A 23,885-nucleotide genomic window follows, 5' to 3' on the forward strand; every position below is an offset into this window, starting at 1 on the left:
ACGCGGCAGGGGGCGTCGACGTGGCTTCGGCGTACCGAGCGAGTTACTCGGAACGCAGGCCGAGGGCGCCGGTGGCCCGCCGCAGGGACGGCAGGGAGAGCACCGTCACCGCCACGACCAACAGTGCCGCGGCACCGCTGAGCAGGGCGATCCCCGGCCAGTCGAGGACGACGGGTTGGGAGATGACCTTCAGCAGCAGGACCGTCAGACTTCCGCCCACTCCCACGGCGACGACGAGCGCGAGCAGCAGCGGCACCGCGTTCTGCCACAGCAGGGACCTGCTCAGCGCTCCTCTCGGCACGCCGCTCGCGGCCAGCACGGCCAGTGGCCGCCGGCGTTCCCGGACCTGCTCCAGGGCCAGCACCAGCAGGCTGGCGCCCGCGAACAGCAGCGTGATCAGCGAACCCGCGAGCAGGCCGCGGCGGATGCCCTGGAACTCCTTCACCCGCTGGGCGACCTCGGCCTCCCCGAAGTAGGAGGTGTAGGTGCGCCAGGTCATCGACGCCACCGCGTTGCGGACGTGCTCGGCGACGTCCGGGACGTCCGGGTCGACCATCACGTGGAAGGTGGCGCGACCGGCGGCGAGGGGCAGGTCCCGCGCCAAGGACGGGGTGAGGAGCAGACCCGGCCGGTAGCCGAGCGAGTCGTCGGGCGCGGTGACCACGGTGTACTGCGGGATCGTCCACTGTGGACCGCTCTGCCCGCCGTCCGCGTCCTGCTTCGGGTTCACCGTGACCTTCTGCCCCGGTTTGAACGGCGCGGGTCCGCCGGCGTAGGCGGAGCGGTGCTCGACGTAGAACGAGTCGCCGTCCTGGCAGCTCGGCAGGACCGCCTGCGCCCTCAGGGCTTCGCAGGTGCCGACCCTCGCCAGGTCGAACTGCTCCGACGCGCCCGTGAACACGAGGTCGCGCATGGTGTGCACCTGCTCGACGCCCGTCGACCGCTCCAGCAGGTCCACCGTCCGAGCGGCCACCTCGGTCGTCGCCTCCCTCATGTCGATCACGATCCGGCTGTGGTCCGCCGGGCGCTGCGGCCGGTCCTCGACCTGGCTCGCCGCGCTGGCCATGATCGACTGGAGGGCGATGCCGCCCGCCAGGACCACCGCGACGCCACCGACCACGCGGGCCGCCGTGCCGCTTTCCAGCTGGAGCCTGCGGATCGCCAGCTGCCACGACGGCGCGCCGCCGCGCAGCCGGCCCACCGCGTGCTCCACCACCCACGGCAGCAGGACGGGGATGCTCAGCAGCAGCATCAGGATGCCGCCGATCACGACCGTCTCGGACGCGTTGTTCTGCGGGCCGCCGAGCGTGCCGGACTGGCTGATCAACGCCACCACGCCGACGACGGGCGGCACCAACCGCCACCACAGCACCCGCCGCACCGGCTTCGCCCGCCGCACCACGCCCAGCGGCTCGATCACGGTGTGGCGCATCGCCACCACCGACGTCACCACCGCCATGACCGGCACCAGCACGGCGATCACGACCGCGAACGGCAGCGACGGGGTCAGGTCGCTCATGAACACGCTGAGCCCCAGCAACCGCACGTCCTCCACGAACTGCCGTGCCACGAAGAACAGCACCGTGCCCACCGCCAGCCCGACGAACGCGCCGAGCAGCGACTCGCCCGCGGCGATCCGCCGCACCCGCAACGCCCCCGCGCCGACCAGCCGCAACGCCGCCAGCCTGCGGTCCCGCTCGGCGCCGGCCAACCGGGTGCTGATCCCGACGAACACCAGCACCGGGAACAGCAGCGCGACCACGCCCACCATGATCAGCAAGGTCAGCAGCGGGTCGAGCGTGCGTTCGTGCACCTGCCCGCCGAACCTCACGACGGCGGTCTCGGCGTCCTCCTTGACGGTCGCGTCACCGGCGTAGAACAGCAGGTCGTTCGGCGCGTTGAGGCCGATCTGCCCGATCGTGCCGACCACCCGCTGCGGGAACCGCTCGCGCAGCAGCCCGCCTTCCGGCGACTCCAGCAGCGCGCGCAGCGCGGGCGACGCGAACAACTCGCCGTCGCCGGGCACCCTCGACATGCCCGGCGGCACGGGTGCGTCCGGGCCGCTGCCCTTCACGAAGTAGCCGGTGACCGACTCGCCGCGGTACGCGGTGAACCACATCGTCGAGTACAGGACGTCGCCGGACGCCTTCTCCGCGTCGGCCGTGCCGCCGGTGACCTGCGCGCCCAAGGCCTCCCGCTCGGCGCGTTCGGACAGCACCGTCGGCACCGACGCCGCGGTCAGCAGCACGGCGACCCCGATGCCGATGCCCGCGCCCGTCAGCGCGAGCCGGACCCACGACGTGCGACCGCCGCCGAGGGCCAGCCGGACGCCGAGCGCGAGGTCGGAAACCCACTGCCTCACGTGATCGGCTCCATCTCGCGGGAACGGCCGTCGCGCACGACGACCTCGCGGTCGGAGTACGCGGCCACGCGCGGTTCGTGCGTCACGAGGACGACCGCGGCGTTCGTCTCCCGCGCGGCGGTCACCAGCAGCTGCATCACGCGCTCGCCGTTGAGCGAGTCCAGCGCGCCCGTCGGCTCGTCGGCGAACACCACGCGCGGTCCGGTCACGAGGGCGCGTGCGACCGCGACCCGCTGGCCCTGGCCGCCGGACGTCTCGCCGGGGCGCTTGTCCGCGACATCGGCGACCTCCAGCCGTTCCAGCCACTCGCGGGCCCGCGACTCGGCCTCCTTGCGCTTCACCGAACCGAGCCGGAGCGGGAGGGCGACGTTCTCCAGGCAGGTCAGCTCGGGCACCAGCTGGCCGAACTGGAACACGAAGCCGAAGTCGGTGCGCCGCAACTCGCTGCGCGGGCCGTCGCCCATCGCGCTCAGCTCGACGTCGCGGTAGCGGACCGTGCCCTTGTCGGGGGTGAGGATGCCGGCCAGGCAGTGCAGCAGGGTCGACTTGCCCGAGCCGGACGGGCCCATCACGGCCACCACTTCGCCCGGTCGCACGCTCAGGCCGGCGCCGTCCAGCGCGGGCGTCGGGCCGAACGACTTGTGCAGGCCTACGGCCTCCAGCAGCGTTCTCGCGGGTGCGGGTGCGGGTGCGGGTGCGGGGTGAGGTGTCAAGACGGGTGTCGTGTGCGGTTCCGTCGGTGTGATGTCGGCCGCCACGTCGGGTGCCGAGTCGGGAGTCGTGTCGGGTGCCGTGTCGCTCATCGGGTCACCGCCCGCTTCAACCGGCCGAGGCGTGCGGCGGTGAGTTCCAGCCAGCGCAGGTCCGCCTCGAGGTGGAACAGGGCGTGGTCGCAGATCAGCTGGTCGGCGAGGTCGCCGTTGGCCTTGCGCTTGGTCAGCTCGCGCATCGAGACCAGGTGGGCGGCGCGCTGGACGTCGAGCACCTCGTCCGCGCTGCGGCCGGACAGCAGGGCCAGCACGACCTTCGCGTAGAGCGTGTTCTGGAGGTAGGGCTCCGGTTTCTCCGGCGTGCCCAGCCAGTGCTCCACGTCCGTCACGCCGGCGTCCGTGATCGCGTACCGCTTGCGTTCCGGACCGTCGCCCGACTCGACTCCCGCCTCCTCGACGAGGCCGTTGCGGAGCAGGCGCGAGAGCGTGGTGTAGACCTGCCCGTAGTGCAGCGGCCGGTCATGGCCGAAGCGCTCGTCGTAGGCCCTCTTCAGGTCGTAACCGTGGCTCGGGCCCTTTTCGAGCAGGCCCAGCAGGGTGTGTCCGATCGACATGCGGGGGACTATACACACCGGGTATACACAGCATTCATAGCTCGAACGGCGCAGTGCGGGTGGTCGTCCGGTCCGACAATTGGGCTAACCGGTGATAATCGTTCGACGGTTACTTCGCCACATCGCGACCTTTCGACGCCTACAGTGGAGGGGTGACTGGTCTGGCGGCCGGCTGGGACCACGCGGCTTTCACGCAGGGTCGAGCCGGCGATGCGGAACACGATGTGGAGCTGCTGCTCGCTTTCCTGAACACCCGGGATCTCGAACTCGGCACGGACGTCCTGGACAGCGCCGCCGCCTGGCGCGCCTGGGTCACCGAACGCGGCCTCGGCCGCGCGGGTGATCCGGTCGAAGTCCGAGCCGCCCGCGCGTCGCTGCGAGCCTCGCTGGGTGAACGCCACGACGGACCCGATCCCACTCCCGCCGCGGGCCTCGTCCGCGTCGACCTCAGCCACGGCGTGCCGACGATGTCCAGCACCGACGCCCTCGGCGCGGTGCTCGGCGCGGCGGCGCGGCTGGCGGTCCTCGGGTCGTGGGAGCGGTTCAAGATCTGTCAGGCGGACGACTGCCGGTGGGCGTTCTTCGACCGTTCGCGCAACCGCTCGCGCACCTGGTGCTCGATGCAGACGTGCGGCAACCGGGAGAAGGCGCGCAACTGGCGGGAGCGGCGCGCCCTCAGCGTGTCCTGAGCGTTGAATTCGGGTGTCCTGAACGTAGGACACGGGTGTTCTGGACGTAGGACTCGCGCGGGGGTCAGGTGACCAGTTGGGCGACGGTGTAGATCACCAGGCCCGCGAGCGCGCCGACGACCGTGCCGTTGATGCGGATGAACTGGAGGTCGCGGCCCACCTGGAGCTCGATCTTGCGCGACGTCTCCTCGGCGTCCCAGCGCTCGACCGTGTCGGTGATCAGCGTGGTGATCTCGTCCCGGTAGTTGGTCACCACGTACCCCGCCGCGCCCTCGAGCCACCCGTCGACCTTCGCGCGCATCGACTCGTCCTCCACCATCCGGCGGCCGAACGACATCAGCCCCTCGCGGACCCGCTTGCGCAGCTCCGACGACGGGTCCTCGGCCGCGTCGAGCAGCATCTTCTTCGCCGTGCCCCAGGCCGACCCGATGAGCCGCTGCACGTCCGGGTGCTCCACGAGCTGCTGCTTGACCTGCTCGGCCCGCTGCATCGTCGCCGGGTCGGTCCGCAGGTCGCCCGCGAACTCGATCAGGAACTGGTCCACCGCCAGTCGCATCGGGTGGTTGGGGTCGGTCTTCACCGCCCACGCGAAGTCCATCAGCTCGCCGTACACCTTGTCGCCGAGCAGCGAGTCCACGAACTTCGGCGACCACGACGGCGCCCGGTCCGACACCACGCCCATGACCTTGTCGTAGTTGTCCCGGACCCAGTCGTACGCCCGGTCGCAGATCAGGTCCACCAGCTTGTGGTGCGCGCCGTCGGTGAGGACCTGCCCGAGCAGCTTGCCCAGCGGCGGACCCCACGGCTGGTCGACCAACCGCCGCACGAGCGCGTGCTCGACCACGGCCTGCACGTCGTCGTCCCGGAGGACGGTGACCGCGCCCCGCACGACGTTGGCCAGCTCGGACGTCACCCGTTCGGCGTGATCAGGGTCGGCGACCCACTCGCCGAGGCGCCGGCCGATGCCGACCCGCCGGAGCTTGTCCCGCACCACCGCCTCCGACAGGAAGTTCGTCCCGACGAACGACCCGAGCGCGTCGCCGAAGGTGTCCTTGCGGGTCGGGATGATCGCCGTGTGCGGGATCGGCAAGCCCAGTGGCCTGCGGAAGAGGGCGGTCACGGCGAACCAGTCGGCCAGTGCGCCGACCATGCCCGCCTCGGCCGCGGCGCGGACGTACCCGACCCACGCCGGGCCGTCGTCCTCGAACAGCAGTGCCACGACGAAGATCACCGTCGCGGCCAGGAAGAAGCCGGTGGCCACGAGTTTCATCCGGCGCAAGCCCTGGCGCTTGAGCTGGTCAGCGGCGGTCAGTTGCTCCACGCCGCCATTGTCCGTGAAGATTCGGGCTTGTGCGGGTACCAGCGCTAGTCCCCAGGATGCGGCCGTTCACCTCGACGATCTTCGCGGAGATGACCGCGTTGGCGAACCGGACCGGGGCGGTGAACCTCGGGCAGGGCTTCCCGGACACCGACGGCCCGGTGGGAATGCTGGAGGTGGCCAAGGCTTCGATCGACGCCGGGCTCAACCAGTACCCGCCCGGTCCGGGCATGCCGGAGCTGCGCCACGCGATCTCCGAGCACCGGGCGCGCTACGGCACGCACTACGACCCGGACACCGAGATCCTCGTCACGGTCGGCGCCACCGAAGCCATCGCGGCCTCGTTGCTCGCGTTGGTGGAGCCCGGTGACGAGGTCGTGCTCATCGAGCCCTACTACGACTCGTACGCGGCGTCCGTGGCGCTCGCCGGTGCGACGCGGCGGACCGTCGGCCTGGTCGAGGAGCCGGGCACCGGGCGGCTCGGGCTGGACGTCGACGCGCTGCGCGCCGCCATCGGGCCGCGGACCAGGGCGTTGCTGCTCAACTCGCCGCACAACCCGACCGGGACCGTGCTCAACTACGTGGAACTGGCCGCCGTCGCCGCGCTGTGCGTCGAGCACGACATCGTGGCGATCACCGACGAGGTGTACGAGCACCTGGTGTTCGACGGCCTCACGCACGTGCCGCTGGCGACGTTCCCGGGCATGGCGGAGCGGACCGTCACCATCTCCGGCGCGGGCAAGTCGTTCAACTGCACGGGCTGGAAGATCGGCTGGGTGTGCGGCCCGGCGGAGCTGGTCGGCGCGGTGCGCGCGGCCAAGCAGTTCCTGACCTTCGTGGGCGGGGCGCCGTTCCAGCCCGCCGTCGCGCACGCGTTGCGCAACGAGCTGGACTGGGTGGACGACCTGCGCACGTCGTTGCAGGACAAGCGGTCGCGGCTGTCCGACGGGCTGACCCGGGCCGGGTTCTCGGTGCGGCCGAGCGAGGGCACGTACTTCATCACCGCGGACGTCCGCCCGCTCGGCTTCACCGACGGCGCGCAGCTGTGCCGGGAGCTGCCCGAGCGGATCGGCGTCGCGGGCGTGCCGGTGCAGGTGTTCACCGATCACCCCGACGAGTGGCGGCACCTGGTGCGGTTCGCGTTCTGCAAGCGGGACGAGGTGCTGGACGAGGCGATCAGCAGGCTGCGGAAGCTAAGCGTCTGACTTGACCTCCGACGGGCGGGCGCCCGCGAGCCGGTCCTGCACCAAGGCGTGCCGGAACTGGTAGGCGGCGCCCGCCTGGCGCAGCACGCCGAGCTTGCGCGCGTCCTCCAGGAACACCATCAGCTCCCACGGCAGCTTGCCGCGCAGCGCCAGCCAGATCCGCGCCACGGTGAACCACCACCAGCGCAGGTGCAGCACGGACAGGGTGAAGCCGAGCATCAGCCCGGACGCCAGGCCGAGACCGACCATGCCCGACTGGGTCGGCCCGAACACCAGTCCGGCGGCGGCGCCGAACACCACGGCCAGCACCAGCGACCCGGTCCACACCGCGATCCGGTCCTGCGTCATCGTCCACTGAGGACTGGACGGGTGGCTCAGCTCGGCGGTGCTGGCCAGCGTGAACCGCAGCGCCACCGCCACCGCGATGCCCAGCCCGACGACCAGGCCCGCGGACAGCCCGTACAGCGCGCCGAACACCAGGCCTGCCGCCGTGCCCAGCACGCCGCTGACCACGAGGAGGCTGCGCCACACGCCCAGCCGGGGCTTCGGCACGCGGTTGTTGCCCGACGCGTGCAGCGCGGCCACGGCCACCGCGAGCCCGGCGGCCAGACCGGTGACCGGGGCCAGCTTCGGCGTGCTCGCGTACGCCATCAGCCAGGCGACGCCGAGCCCGCCGATGGCGCCGAGCACGACCGCGCCGAGCAGTGCCAGCCACACCGCGCCGACCGACCGGCGCAGCTCCCACCAGCCCAGTTCGAGCACACCGCGCCGGCGCATCGCGACCGCCAGGAACGCGAGCCAGCGGGTGGCCTTGTCGCGCGGCCAGACCTGGCTCGCACGGGCCTGGTGCGCGATGCCGCGGTCGCCGAACGCGCTGCTGACCAGCCGGTCCACCAGGTGGTCCTCGACCGCGCGGCGATCCGGGAACCGGCCGCGGTCCAGCAGTTCGCTCGGCTCGCCGTAGCCGTAGACGATGCCCGCCAGCCACAGCGAGAGCGGCGTGGACAGCGCCTCGGCCAGCCGGCCGTCCGGCTCGTCGCGCAGGTGCAGGAAGATCGGCTCCCAGCGGGCCGCGGTCACCGGGTCCGACACCGCCCGCAGGTAGCCCGCGACCTCCTCGTGGTCCAGCGGCTGGAGCTGCACGACCTGCGCGCCCTGCACCGGGACGCCCGCCTCGGCGAACTCGTCCGTGCGGCTGGTGAGCACCAGCGGGTGCGCGCCGGGGAACGCGCGGTTGATGCGGTCCAGCGCGTCGGCGCGGCGCTCGGCCGGGATCTGGTCGAGGCCGTCCAGCACCGGGAACACGCGGCGCTGCTCGACCAGCAGGTCACCGGCGTAGCTGCCGTACAGCTCGGTGTTGCGCAGGGCCGGGTGGTCCTCGTAGAGCCGCCGGGTCATCCAGGTGCGGACGTCCTCCGCGTTCGGGTCCCAGGTGGACAGGGGGAGCAGGAACGGCACCGGCCCGTCCGCCCGGCGGTCCAGCAGGCCCATGGTGAGGAGCATGGCCGTGGTGCTCTTGCCCGCGCCGGGTTCGCCCAGGAACACCAGGCGGGGGCTGCGCTGGAACGCGCGGACGACCGCGTCGCTGTGGCCGGGGCCGCCGTCGCCGTGACCGCCTTGCAGGGCGCTCCAGTGCACGTCGAGGAGGTTGTCGTGCAGGCCGCGGGCGCGGCACTCCTCGTTCCACTGCGCGTGCAGGGCGTTGGCGAGGGCGTTCGTGGCGGCGTCGAGGTTGTCGTCGGTGGCCAGACCCGCGGCGCGCTTGCGGTGCAACCACGGGTCCAGCGCGGCGAGCAGCACCAGGAAACCGAGGGCCAGGCCGGTCAGCCACAGTTCGGGTGCGATGCCGTAGTCGGTGACGAACAGGCCGGCCGCGGCGAGCACGGCGGCCAGCACGCACCCGGTGAGCACGGCCCGCTGGCGGAATCTGGACACCAACGCATCATGACTGACCTGTGACTGATGGTGGTGACACGGTCACCCCTGTGTCGTGCGTACCCTCGGAGATGTGATCTGTCCGAAATGCCAGGACCTGATGCAGACCATCAGCCGCGGTTCCGTGCACATCGAGCAGTGCGAGAACTGCAAGGGCGTTTTTTTGGACGGTGGCGAGTTGGAACAGATCATCGCCGCCGAGCGCGCGCACTACGCGCAGCCGTACCGGCCGGAAGGCGTCCCCCTGCCGCTCCCCGCACCCGTTCCCGTGCCCCTTGTGCCGGTGCCCGCCGTTCCGGTCGCGGTCCCGGTGGCGCAGGACCAGACCGTGCACGCGCCGGTCGAGGGTCAGGTGCCGGTCGAGGCCGCCGAGCCCGTGGACGGCGAGCAGCCGCCCGCCGTTCCGGCCGCACCCGCACCGGCGACACCCGCGCCGGCCGCACCAGCACCCCCGCCGGCGATGCCCGTGCCGATGGTCGAGCCGGCCGGTCCGCCGCCGCCCTACCAGCCGCCGCCCGGCACCCCGCTGCCCGGCGGCCTGCCCGGCGGTGCGCCACCCCCGTACCAACCGCCACCCGGCACCGCGCCCGCCCCGCCGCCCGCGTACCCGCCCGGGTACTACGACTACCAGCACCCCCAGCGCCGTCGACGCAGCTTCCTGGAGGAACTGCTCGACTGAACCGCCCGCCTCACCCGTCGGAGCTGGGCAGGGGCCAGGTGTGCGGGGTCTTGTCGAGGGCGAAGTACTGCTCGGTGGGCGTGGCGGTGAAGGTGAACTGGTGGCGGCGGGGTTTGCCGAGGGCCCGCCACTGGCGGTAGGCGGCTTCGGCCTCGTCCCACAGCGCACGCGGTCCGCCCTGGTCCACGACCGCGCCCCGGTGCCGGACCCACGAGCCGTCGGGGTGCACCAGGCGGATCGGGTCGGCCGCGATCGCGACCTCGGACAGCGCCAGGCCCGCGAAGAACTCGAAGCCGCTGGCGGGGTCCACGACGGCACGTGACGGCAGCAAGGTCGTGCGGGATTCGGCCGCCGGCGCGGTCAGGGCGTCCAGGAGGGCGTCGTCGGCCCACGACTGGCGGTGGGCGCGGAGCGGCATGAACCGGCCGTCCTCCAGCAGCACGCGGCCGGTGGCCCGGCCGTCGTGGACGGTGAGCCGGACCAGCCCGGCGCCGATGGCGCGGTTCAACGTGGTGACGATCAAGCCGCCCGGCGCGGTCTGCGCGAGCCACGCCGGAGGGATCCGGGACACGGCGCACGTACCGAGGACGCGGTCGTAAGGCGCACGGGGCGCGTACCCCTGCTCGCCGTCGCCCGCCACGCAGGTCGGGTGGTAGCCGGCGGCGGCGAGCCTCGCCTCGGCCCGCGCCAGCACGCCGGCGTCCACGTCGATCGACGTCACCAGGGCGTCGCCGAGCACGTGGCAGAGCAGTGCCGCGTTGTAGCCGGTGCCGGTGCCGATCTCCAGCACGCGGGCGCCCGGCGTGACGGCCAGGGCCTCCAGCATGATCGCCATGATCGTCGGCATGCTCGACGAGCTGGTGGGTACCCCGGTGGCGGCGTCGTTCACGAGTGCTTGCTGCCACGCCCGGTCGTCGCCGTCGAGCTGGGTCACGCAGACGTCGTTCCGGTACACGAGGGCGAGGTGGTCCGGGCGCGCGGACGTCACCGCCTCCCACGCGCCGTCCGGCCGCTGGACGAAGAACCCCGGCAGGAACACGTGCCGCGGGACCTGCCGAAACGCCTCCACCCAGCGCGGATCGCGGATGACAGCGGCGGCCACCATCGAGTCGACGAGCTGGTCGCGCAGGTTTGCCGCGAGGTCCACGCCCACCACCGTAGCGCTGTGGTCGAGCACACGGCCGGATCGCTAGCAGGACGCTTGCAACTGCTAGCACCCCCGCGTACCGTCGAATACGGATCGAGGAGGTGCCGCAAATTTGGACAAGTCCATCGACAAGGCGGTGGCCGATCTCGGCCGCGACATCGGCGAGTACATCCGCGAGCAGCGCAACACCGCGAAGATCTCGTTGCGGCAGCTGGCCAAGCTCGCCGGGGTCTCCAACCCGTACCTGAGCCAGATCGAGCGCGGGCTGCGCAAGCCGAGCGCGGAGATCCTGCAGCAGATCGCCAAGGGGCTGCGGATCTCGGCGGAGGCGCTGTACGTCGAGGCCGGGATCCTGGAGCAGCGCGAGGGCGGCGCTCTCACGGACGCCATCGTCACCGCCCCCGACCTGACCGAGCGGCAGAAGCAGGTGCTGCTCGACGTCTACGAGTCGTTCCGGCGGGAGAACACCGCCGCCAACCAGACCAAGCCGGAGGAGTGATCCCCATGCCGAACATGCCCACCACCGAGGAGCTGCGGAAGGCCGGCGAGCAGGCCGTCGCCGCCGCCCGCACCCCGTTGCTCGCCGCCCTCGGCGCCGGTGACCTGGCCGCGAAGGCCGTCATCGAGGCGCTGACCAAGGCCCGCGAGCGCGCCGAGGAGGCGCGCAACGCCGCCGAGTCGGCCGACCTGAAGAAGGACCTGCTGGAGAAGCTGGACCCGGCGGAGCTGCGCAAGGTCGTCGACGCGTACACGCAGTCGGCCCTGAACCTCTACCAGTACCTCGCCCAGCACGGCGAGGAGGCGCTGGAGAAGCTGCGCACCCAGCCGCAGTTCCAGAAGGCGCTGCACCAGGTCGAGGAAGCCGTCGAGAACGCGCAGAAGCGCACCGAGGCCGCCGCCGCCGACGCCCGCGTGCTGGCCGACGACGTGCTCGGCAAGGTCACCCGCCGCACCCGCGAGGTCGGCGAGAAGGTCGCCGGCGACCTGGACGACGCGAGCGAGAAGCTGGCCGAGGCGGTCGTCGAGGTCGGCGGTGACGTCGCCGCGGAGGTGCGCGACACCACCCGCAAGGCGGCCGACCGCACCGCGCCGACGCCGCGCAAGCCGGCCGCGGTGACCAAGCCCGTCACCACCAAGGCCACGACGCCCAAGGCCACCGGCACCCGCCCGGCCGCGGCGAAGAAGCCCACCGACACCACCAAGTGACCGGTACCGGCTCGGGGCGTCCCACCAGGGGCGCCCCGTTCCGCTGTACCGGGGACCTCGAACGCACGTAGGCTGAACTCGTGCTGCCCTCATTCCCGGACTTCAGCCCGCTCTACCTGGACGCCTGGGTCATGTTCGTGGCGTACTACGCCGCCTTGGTCCTGGGCGTCTTCGCGTTCGCGCACGCCCTCTCGCAGCGGGCAGACGCGTACACGGCGGCCGAGCGCATGACGAAGCCCGCCTGGCTGGGCATCACCGGCGGTGGCACGTTCGCCCTGCTGCTGTTCCACCCGTTCTCCGCCGGCGGCATGTTCTGGCTGGCCGGGCTGGTCGCGGTCACGGTGTACGTGGTCGACGTCCGGCCGCGGCTGATCGAGGTCCAGCGCGGCCCCCGGTGGTGACGTTCCGGAGCTTCGGCTCCGGAACGCCGGTCACGCTCGTCGGACACGGCCTCGGCGCGACACCCGGTGAGGCCCGGCTGCCCACGTCCGGGCTGCCGGGCACGAAAGTCGTGGTCACCCTCCCCTCGCACGGCGACGCCCCCGACGCGCCCGAGGGGTACTGGAGCTACCGGCGGATCGCCGCCGACCTGCGCGGGGTCGCCCGGGAAACCGGTGCGACGCAAGCGATCGGCGTGTCGCTGACCGCCGGCGCGCTGCTCGCCGTGCTGGCCGGTGAACCCGCCGCGTTCGACCGGGTGGCGTTGCTGCTGCCCGCCGTGCTGGACGAGCCGAGGCCGGTGCTCGACCGCGAGGACGCCATCACCGCCGTCGGCGGCCCGCCCGGTTACCAGGCCGAGCGGCGTCTCGCGTTCGACCGCCTGGACGGTGCGCTGGCGGAGCTGCCCGGCCAGGTGGCGCTCACCGACCGCGCGGCGTTGGCCCAGGTCACGGCCCCGGTGCTGGTCGTCGGAGCGACCCGTGACCCGCTGCACCCGGAGGACGTGGCCAAGCAGGTGGCGGCGGCGTTCCCGAACGGCCGGCTGGAGCTGGTGCCGTCCTGGACGACCCACCGGGCCGAGGTCCGCGGGTGGTTGCTGGACTTCCTGCGCGGGTAGCCGATGCGCATGGCCGAACAGAAGAAGATCGCATTCCTGGTCGACACGGAGGGCATCGAGCAGGTCGAGCTGACCGATCCCTGGCAGCACGTGGAGAAGGCCGGTGCGCTGCCGAGGCTGCTCGCGCCCAAACTGGGGCAGGTGCAGGCGTTCGACCACCTGACGCCCGCCGACACGTTCACCGTGGACGTGCCGTTCGCGCACGCGGACCCGATGGACTACGACGGCGTGGTGATCCCCGGCGGGGTGGCGAACGCCGACTTCCTGCGGATGGACCGCGACGCGGTGCAGTTCGTGAAGCGGCACGTGGCCGCGGGCAAGCCGGTCGCCTCGATCTGCCACGGGCCGTGGCTGCTGGTGGAGGCGGACGTGGTGCGGGGCAAGAAGCTCACGTCGTTCCCGAGCCTCGCCACGGACATCCGCAACGCCGGCGGCGAGTGGGAGGACAGCGAGGTGTGCGTGTCCGGCGCCGGCGGTTGGAAGCTGGTGACCAGCCGCAAACCGGACGACCTGCCGGCGTTCAACCGCGAGGCGTTGAAGGCGTTCGGACTGCAGGGTCTCTGACGGCCTGGAAGGTTCCGACGCCCGGTCCACGGGGATGTGCACCTCCCCGTGGACACCGCGCTAGAGCCTGGCCTGCGCGTAGGCCGCGATGGCGTCGCGGACGTACTCGCCGAAACCCTCGGCGTGCGCGTCGAACTGCGCCTTGAACTCGGGGGAGTCGACGTACAACCGCCCCAGTCCGGTGTACGACTCCCGGTTCGGCGTCCAGCTCAGGCTCAGCCACCGGAAGTGCCGGTCGGTCACGTCCAGCGCCTGCGGCGAGTCCACCGCGACACCGGCGTCGAACAGCTCGGTGTAGGCCTGGTAGATCGCCCGCCACTCCGCCATGAACCCGTCGGCGTCGGACTTGCTCCAGCCCTGCATCCGGCGCTTGCCCTCGTCGATGTGCTCCTGCGCCTGGTCGCCGTAGCGCTCCACCAGTTCCGCCTCGTAGCGGGCCTGGCGGTCGGCGTCGAAACCGTCGAACAACTCTTCCATCTTCATGCGATAACCCCCTTCCAGTTCCTCGATCGTCCGGGACACGGTCCTGGCCAGCCGCGCCAGCCGCTCCTGCTCCTCGGCCAGCCGCCGCGCGTGGTTGCGCAGCACGGCGACCGCCGGGTGCCGCCCGTCCAGGACCTCGCCGACGGTGTCGAGGCCGAGACCCAGGTCGCGCAGCAGCAGGATCTGCTGGAGCTTGAGCAGCTGCTCGCGCTCGTAGTACCGGTAGCCGTTGCCGCCGATCCACGCCGGTTCGAGCAGGCCGATCGCGTCGTAGTGCCGCAGCGTCCGCGAAGTCACCTTCGACATCCGCGCCACCTGTGCGATGGACCAGGCCATTCCCGTGCTCCCTCCCTGTGCCGATTACGCTAGAGGTTGACGCAGCGTCAACGTCAAGGCGAGCCGGCAGGATGGTCGGCGTGTGGACGATCGCAGGAACCCTGACCCCCGTGCCCGCCCTCGACCGGCCGGACCTGGTGGCCGCTCCGGTCGCCGCCGCGCTCCGGGCGATGGCGGACGGCGCGCGGTTCGCGGTCGCGGAGATCGATCCCGCGCTGGCGGACACGGCCGAGTTCTGCGCGCACTACGGCTCGCCGCTGGCGGCGTCGGCGAACTGCGTCGTCGTCGCGGGCCGGCGCGGGGACACCGTCCGGTACGCGGCGTGCGTCGTGCTCGCGACCACGCGGGCGGACGTGAACGGTGTCGTCCGGCGTCGGTTGGACGCGCGCAAGGCGTCGTTCGCGCCGATGGACGACGCGGTGTCGCTCAGCGGCATAGAGTACGGCGGCATCACGCCCGTCGGCCTGCCCGCGGACTGGCCGGTGCTGGTGTCGCCCGAGGTGGCGGCGGCGCCGGAGCTGGTGATCGGCAGCGGCGTCCGGGGCAGCAAGCTGCTGGTGCCCGGCGAGGTGCTGGCGAAGCTCCCCGGCGCCGAGGTCGTCGAAGGTCTCGCCCGCTAGGCGTCAGCTCGTGGGGTGTCGGCTCGTCAGGTGACCGTCGAGCACCTCGCGCGCCTGGTCGTGCGTGAGGTGCCCGATGAGCACGTGCGCGGTGAGCCCGTCGGCCAGTGCCAGCAGCGTGCGTGCCCGGGTCCGGTCGCCCAGGAGCCGGGTGAACATGGCTTCGAGGTCGGCGTAGCTCGCGCGCAGGACGGGCGCGAGCGCCGGGCTGACGGCGGCCTGCGCGACGAACGCGAGCCACACCCTGGCTTCGGCGCGTTCGGGCAGCGCGATCGCCCGTGCGGCCTGGGTGGCGCTGTCGCCCGCCCGACCCAGGACGCGCTTGCCCACTTCTTCGAGGGCGAACCGCAGCATCTCGTCCCTGGTGCGGAAACAGCGCTGCACCGCGCCCATCGACACGTCGGCGCGCGCCGCGACGTCCCTGAGGGTCACGCCTTCGAGGCCGCGTTCGTCGGCCAGCAGGAACACCGCGTCGGTGATCTGCCTGCGTCGGGATTCGTATTCGACCTTCTTGGGCACCCGTGGATAGTATCCGATGCAGTTGCATCGAAACGGGGGCGTCATGTGGGACTGGACGGCGGCGGAGCAGGCCGCCGCGGTGCGATCGGGCCGGGTCACGGCGGTCGAACTGGTGGAGAGCCACCTGGAGCGGATCGCCGCGGTGAACCCGGTGGTCAACGCGATCACGCGGTCGTTGGCCGAGCAGGCGATCGCCGAGGCGGCGGACGTCGACCGCGACGGCGCGCGCGGGCCGTTGGCCGGGGTGCCCTTCACGGTGAAGGAGAGCATCGCCATCGGCGGCGTGCCGACGACGCACGGAGCGGTGCGGTTCAAGGACTTCGTGACACCGCTGGACGCGCCGCCGGTGGCGCGGCTGCGCGCGGCGGGCGCCATTCCGATCGGCCACTCGAACATGCCGACCCTCACGTTGGCCGGCATGCACACGCGCAGCGAGCTGTTCGGCGACACGGTCAACCCGTGGGACCCGGCCGTCACGCCCGGCGGGTCCAGCGGGGGTGACGGGGTGGCGGTGGCGACTGGTATGGCCGGGTTGGGGCTGGGCAACGACTCCGGCGGTTCGGTGCGGATCCCGGCGGCGTTCTGCGGCGTGGCCGGGTTGAAGCCGACCTACGGGCGGTTCCCGGCCGACCACCGGCTCGGTCCGGACGACCCGCCGCTGGGCGCGCAGCTGTTCGTGGTGGACGGGCCGCTCGCCCGGACCGTCGGCGACCTGCGGTTGGCGTTCGGTGCGCTGGCGGGCACGTCGCCGCGCGACCCGAGGGCGGTGCCCGTGCCGCTGACCGGGTCGCCGGTGCCGCGTCGGGTGGCCGTGGTCGCCGATCCCGGCCGCACGGGGGTCGACCCGGTCGTGCGGGCCGCGGTCGAGGACGCCGCCGGGGTGCTGTCGGACGCCGGGTACGAGGTGGTCGAGGCCGACGTGCCGATGCTGGACGAGGCGCTGTCGGCGTACGGGCACATGCTGATGACCGAGTTCACGCCGAGCTGGCCGGTGGTGCGCACGCTGCTCGGCGCGGAAGGCCACCGGTACATCGAGCTGTCGATGGCGAAGGCCGAGCCGGTGGACGTCGCCGAGTACCTGCGGCTCACCGGCGTGCTGCTGGGCGTGAAGCGGGCGTGGGCGGAGTTCCTGGACCGGTTCCCGCTGGTGCTCGGGCCGGTGTTCACCGCGCGGCCGCCCGAGCCGGGGCTGGAGTCGCGCTCGCGCGCGGGGCACGACCTGGTGACCGGCGCGATGCGGCTGTGCACCGCGACCAGCTTCGCGGGCCTGCCCGCGGTGGCCGTGCCGACCGGGGTGGTCGACGGGCTGCCGGTCGGCGTCCAGCTGATCGGGCGGTCCTACCGCGAGGACGTGTGCCTGGACGCGGCGGAGGTGGTGGAGCGGGTGATCACGCCGCGTACGCCCGCAGGAAGCTGACCGCCTCGTCGACGTCGTCGGTGACGAGGATCCACCGCTCCGCCTCGCGGCCCTCGGCCAGCTTGCGGACCAGTGGTGCGGCCGGCACCTCGTCCACCCAGAAGTCCTTGCCCAGGAACACCATCGGCGCGGCCGGGCCGACCGAGCCGTAGTGGTTCTGGCAGTAGTCCTGGAAGACCTCCTGCACGGTGCCCGCGCTGCCCGGCGTGTAGATGATGCCGCCGGTGGCGACGGTGAGCAGGCCCTCTTCGCGCACCGAGTTGGCGAAGTACTTGGCGTGCAGCTCGCACGCCGGGTTCGGCGGTTCGTGGCCGTAGAACCAGGTCGGGATGCCGATGGTGCGCGGCTTGCCGGAACCGGACGGGTCGGACGTCGGCAGGTCGGTGGGGCACGCGGCGATCCAGCGGCCGATGGACGCGGCGTCGTCGCCGAACTTCGGCGCGCGGGCCAAGTCCTTCAGCGTCGGCTCGTCCACGCCGACCCGCACGCCCAGCGGCACGGCCTCCATCACGCCCGGTCCGCCGCCGGTCAGCACGGTGAACCCGGCGTCGCCGAGCGCCGCGCCCAGCCGCACGGCCCGCCGGTAGCCGTCCGTGTCCCGGCCCAGCGCGTGCCCGCCCATCACCGCGACCGGAGTGCCGAGCAGCGCGTCCGCCAACGCGTCGGTGATCGCGTGGTCGTGCAGGCGTTCGGCCAGCGCGTGCAGCGGGTCCGGGTTGTGGCCCTGCGCCCGGCTGTGCTGGTAGATCAGGGCGTCCGGGGTCTTCGCGTAGGAGACCGGGTCGGCCGGGTCGAACCCGGCGAACAGCTCGGCCGGCGTGTAGAGCCGCGACCGGTACACGTCGTACGGCAGGTTCGGGATCGCCGGGAACACCAGCGCACCGGCCGCCGCCGCGCGCCGTTGCCCGACCGGCGAGAGCGTGCAGCCGAGGAACAGCGCGCCGTCCATCGGCACGCCCAGGTCTTCGTCGCTCAGGTCGAGACCCACGAGCACGGCGTGCTTCAGGTCGCCCGCCGCGCGGACCTGGTCGGGATCGGTGAACTCGGTGCGCACCGGCGCAGCCTACGACCCGCGCCGGCCGCGCACGGCCGTTTCCGCGGTGCCCGCACGGGCCCTCAGAAGATGACGGTCTGGTTCCCGTGCACCAGCACCCGGTCTTCGAGGTGCCAGCGCAGACCGCGCGCCAGCACCACCTTCTCGATGTCACGGCCCTTGCGGACCATGTCGCCGACCGAGTCGGCGTGGTCCACCCGGATCACGTCCTGCTCGATGATCGGGCCCTCGTCGAGGTCCGCCGTCACGTAGTGGCAGGTCGCCCCGATCAGCTTCACGCCACGGCTGTGCGCCTGGTGGTACGGCCGCGCGCCGACGAACGACGGCAGGAAGCTGTGGTGGATGTTCAGCGCCCGCCCGGCCCAGTCCGCGCACAGCTCCGCGGGCAGGATCTGCATGAACCGCGCCAGCACCACCGCGTGCGGCTCGTGCGCGTCGACCAGCTGCCGCAGCTGCGCGAACGCCGCCTGCTTGCCCTCCGGGTCGTTCACCGGGAACGGCACGTGGTGGAACGGGATGCCGTGCGCGCGGGTGATCCAGGCCATCCCAGCGTGGTTGCCGATGACCGCCGACACGTCCACGTCCAGCTCCTGCGCCGCCACCCGGCCCAGCAGGTCGTACAGGCAGTGCTTGTCCTTCGACACCAGGATCACCACGCGCTTGCGCTCGGCGGTGTCCGTGACCCGCCAGGAACCGGGCAGCGCGCCCAGTTCCCGGGCCACCTCGGTGAACCGGGTCCGCAGCTCGTCCACGCCGAACGGCAGCGAGTCCGCCCGGACCTCCTGGCGGGTGAAGAACCAGCTGGTGGTCGGGTCGGTGTGGTAGGCCGCTTCGACGATCCACCCGCCGTGCTCCGCCAGGAACGAGGAGATCCTGGCCACGATGCCGGTCCGGTCACGGCAGCCGAAGGTGATCACGTAGCGGCGTTCAGGCAGGGACACCACCGAAGTATCTACGGTCGCGGCAGCCCGTCCAGCAGCGACCTGTCACCGGATGTGATGGCTCCGCTCGGCCGCGCCCACGCCGCCCGGTACAGCGCGTCGGCGGTGCCCGCGACGGTGGCGTCCTCGTCGGTGGCCGAACCGGTGATCGGGCCGACCTCCGGCGGCTCGCCCGGCGTGAGCCGCACCTCCCAGGCACGACCGGCGTCCGCGGCGTGGAACAGCACCCGGCCGGCCAGTTCGACCGGCTTGCGCTCGGCGGCGCGCACCATCATCCGGGTCAGGTACTCGTCGACGCCGTCCGCCGCGAACTCCACGTCGAACAGCAGCGACGGCACGTCCGAGCCGTGCAGGGCGTGCTCGGCGTCCAGCCGGTGGATCGCCGTCTCGTGCGCCTGCCGGCGGGACCAGAAGCCGAAGTCCTCCGCCTCGGAGAACGACCACGCGGGCGTGTTCGACGGGCTGCCGGCCAGCGTGTCCGCCAGCTCGGCGAACTTCGCCTCCCACCACGGGAGCAGGTCGTCCCAGTCCGCGGGCCGCTCGTCGGCGTGGGGCCACTCGGCGCCCGGCGCGGTGTGCAGGGCCCGCAACGCCCACGAGTGCACCCGCGCGACGTGGTCGACCAGGTTGCGCACCGTCCACCCCGGGCACGTCGGCACCGGCGCGTCCGGCCCGGCGGCCACGGCCGCGTCCCGGAGTGCTGCGTACTGGGTCCTCATCTGCTGCACGAAGTCCGCGTGGTCCACTCCACACAGCCTAGGGACTCACGACGTCCCACGACACGGTGACCTCGCCGAGCCTCCAGCGCTTCCGGTCGTCCAGCACCGGCCAGCCGCGCGCGGCCAGCAGCCGCACCGACTCCACCCAGCGGGCACGCGGCCCGTAGGGGGCGAACGGCGCGGCCGTCGCCCAGCACGCGTCCAGCTCGCTCAGCAGCGCGTGCACCTTCTCGCCGGGAACGTTGTGGTGGATCAACGCCTTAGGCAGCCGTTCGGCCAGGTCGCCCGGTGCTTCCAGGTCGGCGGGCAGGCACGACAGCGTGAACGTTCGCGGTCCTTCGGCGGTCAGCGCGACCCAGGAGCAGCGGCGGCCGATCTCGTCGCACGTGCCCTCGACCAGCACACCGCCCGGCGCGAGGCGGCCGACCATGGTGTCCCACGCCTCCGCCGCCTGCTCCTCGGTGTACTGGCGCAGCACGTTGAACGCGCGCAGCAGCACCGGGCGGGCGCCGGCCAGCTCGAACCCGCCGCGCCGGAAGTCCAGCCGCGGCGGGTCGGCGACCTCCTTGCCCGCGGCGACCCGGTCCGCGTCCAGCTCCAGGCCGAGCACCCGGACGTCCGGGGCGACCTTGCCGAGCCTGGAGGCCAGTTCGACCGTGGTGACGGGCGACGACCCGTAGCCGAGGTCCACCACCAGCGGCTGGTCGTGGGACAGCAGCAGGTCGCGGTAGGCGTGCGCGACCCACCGGTCGACCCGGCGCAGGCGGTTCGGGTTGGTCGTGCCCCTCGTGGGCAGGCCGAGCGCGCGTGCCCGGCCCGCGGCTAGGCGCGGCGATCGAGCCATTCGGCGGTGAACTCGGTTTCCTTGTCCAGCAGCAGGGCGACCTGCTCGGCGATCAACGTCTCCAGCTTCCCGCCCATGAGCGGGATGCCTACTTTTACCTGACCCGTGAGGGTGAGTTCACTCCCACTCGCGGTGTCGGCGAGCGTGATCGTGCCGTCCAGCCGGCCCGGAACGCCGTTCAGCGTCACCTCGACCGTGCCCGCGTAACCGGCCTCGGTCCACGACTCGGCGCGGTCGATGACGAGGTCGCCGCCGAGCAGACCGCGTGCCACCGACGGCAGCTTGTCGGCCGGGACACCCTGCTTGAGCTGGTACGACGTGCTCGTGCCCGTGGTCGTGAAGGCGACCAGTTCCGGGTCCGTGCCGCCCAGCGCGGCCAGCCGGTCGCGCAGGTGCGTCTCGTCCACCAGCGCTGCGTACACGTCCCGCGCGGGCCGGCGGGACGTGGTTCGGTGCTCGATGCGGCGTGCCATGTCGCGGAGGCTACCGTTCACGGTCGTGACAACCCCGCCCTCCAGTACCCGTGTGCCGCTGGCCGAGTGCACCACGCTCAGGCTCGGTGGCCCCGCGGCGAGGTTCACGCGCGCCACCACGGCCGCCGAGCTGGTCGAGACCGTGCGCGAGTTGGACGCGTCCGGTGAACCGCTGCTGCTGCTCGGCGGCGGGTCGAACCTCGTGGTCGCGGACGCCGGGTTCGCCGGCACGGTGGTGCGGGTCGGCACGGCCGGCCGTCGGCTCGACCCGCTGGGCGACGGGCTGGTGCAGCTCACCGTCGAGGCGGGCGAGGACTGGGACTCGGTCGTCGCGGAGGCCGTGGCGCAGGGCCTGGGCGGGCTGGAGTGCCTGTCCGGCATCCCCGGCCTGGTCGGCGCGACGCCCGTGCAGAACGTCGGCGCGTACGGCGTGGAGGTGGCGCAGGTGCTGACCTCGGTCGACCTGCTGGACCGCCGCACCGGCCGGGTGCACCAGGTGCCCGCCGACGGGCTGGGGCTGGCCTACCGGACGAGCGTGCTGAAGGGCACGGACCACGCGGTGGTGCTGCGGGCACGCTTCGCGCTGACGGCGGGCGGTCAGTCCGCGCCTATCCGGTACGCCGAGCTGGCGCGGGTGCTGGGCGTGGCGCCGGGCGACCGGGTGCCCGCCGACGCGGCCCGCAAGGCGGTGCTGGAACTGCGGCGCGGCAAGGGCATGGTGCTGGACGCGACGGACCACGACACGTGGAGCGCGGGCTCGTTCTTCACCAACCCGCTGGTGGACGACTCGACGTTGACCGGGGTGCTGATCCGGATCGCCGAGCGGCTCGGGTCGCACGTGGACGTGCCGACGTACCCGGCGGGCGCCGGGTTCTCGAAGCTGTCGGCGGCGTGGCTGATCGAACGCGCCGGCTTCCACCGCGGGTACCGCGGGCCGGGCGGTCGGGTGGCGCTGTCGGGCAAGCACACCCTGGCGTTGACGAACCGCGGCGGGGCGTCGACCGAGGACCTGCTGGACCTGGCGCGCGAGGTGCGCGACGGGGTGCGGACGGCGTTCGGCGTGGAGCTGCGCCCGGAGCCGGTGTTGGTGTCCTGCGACCTGCGGTGAGCCCGCGGACCGGCCGCCGCGACCTGCCGGGCCCGTCCTCCACCGTGTCGGCTGGACAGCCGAACGGGTGACTGCGTGTGACGAAACCTCACTCCGCGCGTTTCATGGTGGTAGGGGCACCCGTTGGAGGTCGCCATGGCCTACCCGGACGACGAGCGAGCGGCGATCAGGCCGATCAAGAAGCTGGTTGAGGACGACTTCCTGAGCCGGCCCGGCGTGGTGGGTGTGGACCTCGGCGAGAAGACCGTCGCCGGTCGGCCGACCGGCGAGTCGGCCATCGTCGTGTTCGTCCGCCGCAAGGGCCCGGCCGCCCAGTTCACCATCCCGCCGGACGTGCTGGGCGTGCCGACCGACGTGGTCGAGGACTCGTTCTCGCCGCACCACACCATCGCGTCACCCGAAGGCGTGAGCGGGGCGGAGCGGCACGAGCTGCTGCTGGGCGGGATCGGGATCGGGCCGAGCCGGGCGATCCGGTTCGTGCCGCCGGACGTCCCCGAAGTGGACGACTACGTGATCGCCGGGACGTTGGGCGCGTTCGTCACGCCGCGCCGCCGGCACATGGTCATGGCGCTGACGTCGTTCCACGTGGCCTGCGTGGACGACGCCTGGGCGGTCGGTGACCCGATGGTGCACCCGTCCCGGGTCGACGGCGGGCACCCGGTGCACGACCGCGTCGGCGCGCTGGCGCGGGCCGCCCTGGCCGGCGCGGTGGACGCCGCCGCGATCATGCTCACCACGCCGTGCGTGCGGCTGGACGTCGTGGGGCTGGGCCCCGTGCTGGGCCAAGCCGAGGCGCGGGTCGGCCGGCGCGTGCGCAAGCGCGGCCGGACGACGGCCGTCACCGAAGGCCTGGTCGCCTCGACGGACGCCGTGATCAGGCTGGACTTCGGCGTCGGCATCGGCGTCCGCACCCTGTACGACCAGATCCGGGTCGAGACGCCGGGGTTCGCCGACCACGGCGACTCGGGCGCCGTCCTGCTCGACGACGGCAACCGGGTGGTCGGCCTCTACTGCGGCGGCAGCCCGCACCGCGGTTTCGCGAACCCCATCGGCCCGGTGCTCGACCAGCTCGACGTCGACCTGCTCACGCCCGGTGCACGCGGCTCGCCGACGCCTGCGCCCGGGGCTTGAGCACGATCTGGTCGAGGTTCACGTGCGAGGGCCTGGTCACCGCGAACGCGATCACGTCCGCCACGTCGTCCGCGGTCAGCGGGGTCACGCCCTGGTAGACGGCGGCGGCCCGCTCGGCGTCGCCGTCGAACCGGTTCACCGAGAAGTCCGTCTCCACCATGCCCGGCAGGATTTCGGTCACCCGCACCGGCTGCCCCAGCAGCTCACCGCGCAGCGTCCGGTGCAGCGCCGACTGCGCGTGCTTGGCCGACGTGTACCCGGAACCGTTGTCGTAGGCCTCGAAGGCGGCGACCGAGGTCACGGTGACCACGTGCCCGTCACCGGAGGCGATGAGCTTCGGCAGCAGGCCCTTGGTGACCCGCAGCGTGCCCAGCACGTTCGTCTCCCACATCCACCGCCAGTGCTCCTCGTCGGCTTGCGCCACGGTGGACATGCCACGCGCGCCGCCGGCGTTGTTGACCAGCACCCGGGCGGCGGGGACGGCGTCGACGAACGCCTCCACCGACGGCGCGGACGTGACGTCCAGCTCGACCGCCGTGCCCCCGATCTCGTCCGCGATAGCCTGGAGGCGGTCGATCCGCCGGGCGCCCAGCACCACGTGGAAGCCCTCGGCGGCGAGCCTGCGGGCGGTGGCCTCACCGATGCCCGCGCTGGCTCCGGTCACGACTGCGATAGGACGGTTCACGCAGGCGATCCTAGGTGTGTGATGCAGATCACCCACACCGAACGCCGTGCGGGACGTCCTTCGATCGGG

General features: G+C 72.6%; 26 protein-coding genes. 12 read left to right on the forward strand and 14 right to left on the reverse strand.

Going from position 1 to position 23,885, the window contains the following annotated elements:
• Positions 1 to 43: 43 nt before the first annotated feature.
• The 3 genes from OQ02_RS02980 to OQ02_RS02990 are packed head-to-tail and all read right to left on the reverse strand — an operon-like array spanning position 44 to position 3,686.
• The gene (locus OQ02_RS02980) at positions 44 to 2,362 is read right to left on the reverse strand and encodes an FtsX-like permease family protein (protein WP_033436574.1); all 2,319 of its coding nucleotides are present in this window, start codon (positions 2,360 to 2,362) and stop codon (positions 44 to 46) included.
• Entirely contained in the window at positions 2,359 to 3,165 is an 807-nt protein-coding gene (locus OQ02_RS02985; RefSeq protein ID WP_231499845.1) for an ABC transporter ATP-binding protein, read from the reverse strand. Before OQ02_RS02985 ends, OQ02_RS02980 begins: the two co-directional genes overlap by 4 nt.
• Positions 3,162 to 3,686 (reverse strand): PadR family transcriptional regulator, encoded by a 525-nt coding sequence (locus tag OQ02_RS02990; RefSeq protein ID WP_033436575.1) that lies wholly within the window; start codon positions 3,684 to 3,686, stop codon positions 3,162 to 3,164. The genes OQ02_RS02985 and OQ02_RS02990 overlap by 4 nt, the downstream gene beginning before the upstream one ends.
• 152 nt (positions 3,687 to 3,838) lie before the next feature.
• Between OQ02_RS02990 and OQ02_RS02995 the strand changes: the two genes are divergently transcribed.
• Positions 3,839 to 4,375, forward strand: a complete 537-nt coding sequence (locus OQ02_RS02995; RefSeq protein WP_081915340.1) for a CGNR zinc finger domain-containing protein — start codon at positions 3,839 to 3,841, stop codon at positions 4,373 to 4,375.
• Positions 4,376 to 4,439: 64 nt separating this feature from the next.
• Here OQ02_RS02995 and OQ02_RS03000 read toward each other — a convergent pair whose 3' ends face one another.
• The gene (locus tag OQ02_RS03000) at positions 4,440 to 5,696 is read right to left on the reverse strand and encodes a DUF445 domain-containing protein (RefSeq protein WP_051771584.1); all 1,257 of its coding nucleotides are present in this window, start codon (positions 5,694 to 5,696) and stop codon (positions 4,440 to 4,442) included.
• A 29-nt stretch (positions 5,697 to 5,725) separates the two neighbouring features.
• On the opposite strand from OQ02_RS03000, the gene OQ02_RS03005 reads away from it, so the two are divergent.
• Positions 5,726 to 6,898, forward strand: a complete 1,173-nt coding sequence (locus tag OQ02_RS03005; RefSeq protein WP_033436578.1) for a pyridoxal phosphate-dependent aminotransferase — start codon at positions 5,726 to 5,728, stop codon at positions 6,896 to 6,898.
• Here the strand turns inward: OQ02_RS03005 and OQ02_RS03010 are convergent.
• Positions 6,887 to 8,833: an NACHT domain-containing protein gene (locus OQ02_RS03010; RefSeq protein ID WP_231499846.1), complete on the reverse strand. Its 1,947-nt coding sequence runs from the start codon at positions 8,831 to 8,833 to the stop codon at positions 6,887 to 6,889. The genes OQ02_RS03005 and OQ02_RS03010 overlap by 12 nt on opposite strands.
• Positions 8,834 to 8,906: 73 nt before the next feature.
• Here OQ02_RS03010 and OQ02_RS44690 point away from each other — a divergent pair, with 73 nt between their 5' ends.
• The gene (locus tag OQ02_RS44690; protein WP_081915341.1) at positions 8,907 to 9,512 is read left to right on the forward strand and encodes a TFIIB-type zinc ribbon-containing protein; all 606 of its coding nucleotides are present in this window, start codon (positions 8,907 to 8,909) and stop codon (positions 9,510 to 9,512) included.
• Positions 9,513 to 9,522: 10 nt separating this feature from the next.
• On the opposite strand, the gene OQ02_RS03020 is transcribed toward OQ02_RS44690, so the two are convergent.
• On the reverse strand, positions 9,523 to 10,659 hold the full coding sequence (locus OQ02_RS03020; protein ID WP_033436970.1) for a methyltransferase domain-containing protein: 1,137 nt from the start codon (positions 10,657 to 10,659) through the stop codon (positions 9,523 to 9,525).
• A 112-nt stretch (positions 10,660 to 10,771) separates the two neighbouring features.
• Here OQ02_RS03020 and OQ02_RS03025 point away from each other — a divergent pair, with 112 nt between their 5' ends.
• The 5 genes from OQ02_RS03025 (at position 10,772) to OQ02_RS03045 (ending at position 13,486) form a co-directional block, all read left to right on the forward strand.
• Entirely contained in the window at positions 10,772 to 11,158 is a 387-nt protein-coding gene (locus tag OQ02_RS03025) for a helix-turn-helix domain-containing protein (protein ID WP_033436580.1), read from the forward strand.
• A gap of 5 nt (positions 11,159 to 11,163) precedes the next feature.
• Positions 11,164 to 11,865: a hypothetical protein gene (locus OQ02_RS03030; RefSeq protein ID WP_033436581.1), complete on the forward strand. Its 702-nt coding sequence runs from the start codon at positions 11,164 to 11,166 to the stop codon at positions 11,863 to 11,865.
• A 116-nt stretch (positions 11,866 to 11,981) separates the two neighbouring features.
• Complete coding sequence (locus OQ02_RS03035; protein WP_442973573.1) at positions 11,982 to 12,266, forward strand: DUF2516 family protein; 285 nt, start codon at positions 11,982 to 11,984, stop codon at positions 12,264 to 12,266.
• Positions 12,260 to 12,922: an alpha/beta fold hydrolase gene (locus OQ02_RS03040; protein ID WP_033436582.1), complete on the forward strand. Its 663-nt coding sequence runs from the start codon at positions 12,260 to 12,262 to the stop codon at positions 12,920 to 12,922. Before OQ02_RS03035 ends, OQ02_RS03040 begins: the two co-directional genes overlap by 7 nt.
• 9 nt (positions 12,923 to 12,931) lie before the next feature.
• Positions 12,932 to 13,486, forward strand: coding sequence for a type 1 glutamine amidotransferase domain-containing protein (locus OQ02_RS03045; protein WP_033436972.1), 555 nt, complete (start codon positions 12,932 to 12,934; stop codon positions 13,484 to 13,486).
• Between the two features lie 60 nt (positions 13,487 to 13,546).
• On the opposite strand, the gene OQ02_RS03050 is transcribed toward OQ02_RS03045, so the two are convergent.
• Positions 13,547 to 14,305, reverse strand: coding sequence for a MerR family transcriptional regulator (locus OQ02_RS03050; RefSeq protein ID WP_033436583.1), 759 nt, complete (start codon positions 14,303 to 14,305; stop codon positions 13,547 to 13,549).
• Positions 14,306 to 14,376: 71 nt separating this feature from the next.
• On the opposite strand from OQ02_RS03050, the gene OQ02_RS03055 reads away from it, so the two are divergent.
• The gene (locus OQ02_RS03055; RefSeq protein WP_033436584.1) at positions 14,377 to 14,925 is read left to right on the forward strand and encodes a YbaK/EbsC family protein; all 549 of its coding nucleotides are present in this window, start codon (positions 14,377 to 14,379) and stop codon (positions 14,923 to 14,925) included.
• A 3-nt stretch (positions 14,926 to 14,928) separates the two neighbouring features.
• Here the strand turns inward: OQ02_RS03055 and OQ02_RS03060 are convergent, their stop codons facing one another.
• Positions 14,929 to 15,444, reverse strand: a complete 516-nt coding sequence (locus tag OQ02_RS03060; RefSeq protein WP_033436585.1) for a TetR/AcrR family transcriptional regulator — start codon at positions 15,442 to 15,444, stop codon at positions 14,929 to 14,931.
• A gap of 16 nt (positions 15,445 to 15,460) precedes the next feature.
• On the opposite strand from OQ02_RS03060, the gene OQ02_RS03065 reads away from it, so the two are divergent.
• The gene (locus OQ02_RS03065; protein WP_197043200.1) at positions 15,461 to 16,861 is read left to right on the forward strand and encodes an amidase; all 1,401 of its coding nucleotides are present in this window, start codon (positions 15,461 to 15,463) and stop codon (positions 16,859 to 16,861) included.
• Here the strand turns inward: OQ02_RS03065 and OQ02_RS03070 are convergent.
• From OQ02_RS03070 to OQ02_RS03090, 5 genes are all read right to left on the reverse strand, one after another.
• On the reverse strand, positions 16,833 to 17,915 hold the full coding sequence (locus tag OQ02_RS03070) for an LOG family protein (RefSeq protein ID WP_033436587.1): 1,083 nt from the start codon (positions 17,913 to 17,915) through the stop codon (positions 16,833 to 16,835). The two genes, OQ02_RS03065 and OQ02_RS03070, sit on opposite strands and share 29 nt — an antisense overlap.
• 62 nt (positions 17,916 to 17,977) lie before the next feature.
• A complete protein-coding gene (gene purU / locus OQ02_RS03075) occupies positions 17,978 to 18,856 on the reverse strand; it encodes a formyltetrahydrofolate deformylase (protein ID WP_033436973.1) in 879 nt (292 codons plus the stop codon).
• 11 nt (positions 18,857 to 18,867) lie between these two features.
• Positions 18,868 to 19,602, reverse strand: a complete 735-nt coding sequence (locus tag OQ02_RS03080) for a maleylpyruvate isomerase family mycothiol-dependent enzyme (RefSeq protein WP_231499848.1) — start codon at positions 19,600 to 19,602, stop codon at positions 18,868 to 18,870.
• 10 nt (positions 19,603 to 19,612) lie between these two features.
• Positions 19,613 to 20,419 carry a methylase gene (locus tag OQ02_RS03085; RefSeq protein ID WP_033436588.1) on the reverse strand — a complete coding sequence of 269 codons (807 nt, stop codon included), beginning with the start codon at positions 20,417 to 20,419 and terminating at the stop codon, positions 19,613 to 19,615.
• Positions 20,398 to 20,892 (reverse strand): DUF2505 domain-containing protein, encoded by a 495-nt coding sequence (locus tag OQ02_RS03090; protein WP_033436589.1) that lies wholly within the window; start codon positions 20,890 to 20,892, stop codon positions 20,398 to 20,400. Before OQ02_RS03090 ends, OQ02_RS03085 begins: the two co-directional genes overlap by 22 nt.
• Between OQ02_RS03090 and OQ02_RS03095 the strand changes: the two genes are divergently transcribed.
• Complete coding sequence (locus OQ02_RS03095; protein WP_051771588.1) at positions 20,891 to 22,000, forward strand: UDP-N-acetylmuramate dehydrogenase; 1,110 nt, start codon at positions 20,891 to 20,893, stop codon at positions 21,998 to 22,000. The genes OQ02_RS03090 and OQ02_RS03095 overlap by 2 nt on opposite strands.
• A gap of 135 nt (positions 22,001 to 22,135) precedes the next feature.
• The gene (locus OQ02_RS03100; RefSeq protein WP_033436976.1) at positions 22,136 to 23,131 is read left to right on the forward strand and encodes a hypothetical protein; all 996 of its coding nucleotides are present in this window, start codon (positions 22,136 to 22,138) and stop codon (positions 23,129 to 23,131) included.
• On the opposite strand, the gene OQ02_RS03105 is transcribed toward OQ02_RS03100, so the two are convergent.
• Entirely contained in the window at positions 23,085 to 23,816 is a 732-nt protein-coding gene (locus tag OQ02_RS03105; protein ID WP_033436590.1) for an SDR family NAD(P)-dependent oxidoreductase, read from the reverse strand. The genes OQ02_RS03100 and OQ02_RS03105 overlap by 47 nt on opposite strands.
• Between the last annotated feature and the right edge of the window lie 69 nt (positions 23,817 to 23,885).

The sequence above is a fragment of the Saccharothrix sp. NRRL B-16314 genome (assembly GCF_000716595.1).
In the GTDB taxonomy this organism is placed as follows: domain Bacteria; phylum Actinomycetota; class Actinomycetes; order Mycobacteriales; family Pseudonocardiaceae; genus Actinosynnema.

Coding starts and splice junctions, on each gene's coding strand:
- OQ02_RS02985 (WP_231499845.1), bottom strand. CDS start 3,165: ATGAGCGACACGGCACCCGACACGACTCCCGACTCGGCACCCGACGTG.
- OQ02_RS02990 (WP_033436575.1), bottom strand. CDS start 3,686: ATGTCGATCGGACACACCCTGCTGGGCCTGCTCGAAAAGGGCCCGAGC.
- OQ02_RS03030 (WP_033436581.1), top strand. CDS start 11,164: ATGCCGAACATGCCCACCACCGAGGAGCTGCGGAAGGCCGGCGAGCAG.
- OQ02_RS03045 (WP_033436972.1), top strand. CDS start 12,932: ATGGCCGAACAGAAGAAGATCGCATTCCTGGTCGACACGGAGGGCATC.
- OQ02_RS03050 (WP_033436583.1), bottom strand. CDS start 14,305: ATGGCCTGGTCCATCGCACAGGTGGCGCGGATGTCGAAGGTGACTTCG.
- OQ02_RS03055 (WP_033436584.1), top strand. CDS start 14,377: ATGGTCGGCGTGTGGACGATCGCAGGAACCCTGACCCCCGTGCCCGCC.
- OQ02_RS03065 (WP_197043200.1), top strand. CDS start 15,461: ATGCAGTTGCATCGAAACGGGGGCGTCATGTGGGACTGGACGGCGGCG.
- OQ02_RS03085 (WP_033436588.1), bottom strand. CDS start 20,419: ATGGCTCGATCGCCGCGCCTAGCCGCGGGCCGGGCACGCGCGCTCGGC.
- OQ02_RS03095 (WP_051771588.1), top strand. CDS start 20,891: ATGTCGCGGAGGCTACCGTTCACGGTCGTGACAACCCCGCCCTCCAGT.
- OQ02_RS03090 (WP_033436589.1), bottom strand. CDS start 20,892: ATGGCACGCCGCATCGAGCACCGAACCACGTCCCGCCGGCCCGCGCGG.
- OQ02_RS03100 (WP_033436976.1), top strand. CDS start 22,136: ATGGCCTACCCGGACGACGAGCGAGCGGCGATCAGGCCGATCAAGAAG.